We start from the raw sequence: 962 nt of genomic DNA on the forward strand, positions 1-962 counted from the left end.
GAGCCGACGCGCCGGATCCTGTCGCCGGTTCCGGCGCCCAGACGGTCGTTGACGCTGACGACGGTGTTCCAGGCGGCGGCATGGCTGACCTCGACGCCCTTGGGTTCTCCCGTCGAACCGGACGTGAAAATGATGTAGGCGGAACGCTGGTGATCGCCACGAACCGGTGCCGGAAGCGGTATGACGCCCGCGGCCTCCGCCATATCGACCAGCGTGACCCCGTCCGGCCAGCCCGCGCACTCCAGTCTTTCGGCGCGGGTCAGAACCAGTCCAGCCCCGGCCCGCTGGCAGATGCGCCGCGTCCGCGCGGCCGGCTGGTCCCAGGCCACCGGAAGATAGGCGGCGCCGGCGGCCACCACCCCGAGAACGGCGGCGATCTGGTCCGCCCCCTTCGGCAGGGCGATGCCGACCACGTCGCCGTCCCGCACCCCCCGGCCGCGCAGCAACCCGGCGATGCGCAACGCCCGCTCGGCCAGGTCACGGCGGCTGAGGACCTCATCGCCCGCGATCAGCGCGAGGCGGCCGGGTCCGGCCAGGGCATGCTCGAAGAAGGCCTCGTGCAGTTGCCGCGCGTCGACCGGCGCGGCCGTGGCGTTCACCGCCGCCCGGACGGCCGCCTGGGCGGCAGGCAGGGGAAGACTGGCAGGCCTGTCCCAGTCGCCGCCGGCCAGGGACCGCACCAGCCCTTCGTAGGCGGCGAACATGTCGTCGAGAAGACCGGGCGGGAACAGATCCTCCACGGCATCCCAGTTCAGCAACAGCCCGTCCGGCGTCGGATAGGTCTGGTGGTCGAGCCAGACCTGGGGCGTCTGCGAGATCATCCACGACACCTGTCCGAAGATCTCGGCAGCCGCCTGCGGAACGAGGGCGCGCCGAGATTGCAGGCGAATACGACGGGCGCCGTCCGGCCGCCTCCCTGGTCGAGGCGGGCGAGATCGCGCAGCACCTTCCCGCCGAATAAT

The 962-nt window shown here is 71.8% G+C and carries 1 protein-coding gene; it reads right to left on the reverse strand.

Going from position 1 to position 962, the window contains the following annotated elements; genetic code table 11:
* Positions 1 to 821 (reverse strand): AMP-binding protein (locus I71_RS07345; RefSeq protein ID WP_042693270.1); only part of this gene is annotated, 821 nt, incomplete at its 3' end.
* Positions 822 to 962 lie beyond the last annotated feature (141 nt).

This window comes from Azospirillum sp. B506, from assembly GCF_000333595.1.
In the GTDB taxonomy this organism is placed as follows: Bacteria; Pseudomonadota; Alphaproteobacteria; order Azospirillales; family Azospirillaceae; genus Azospirillum.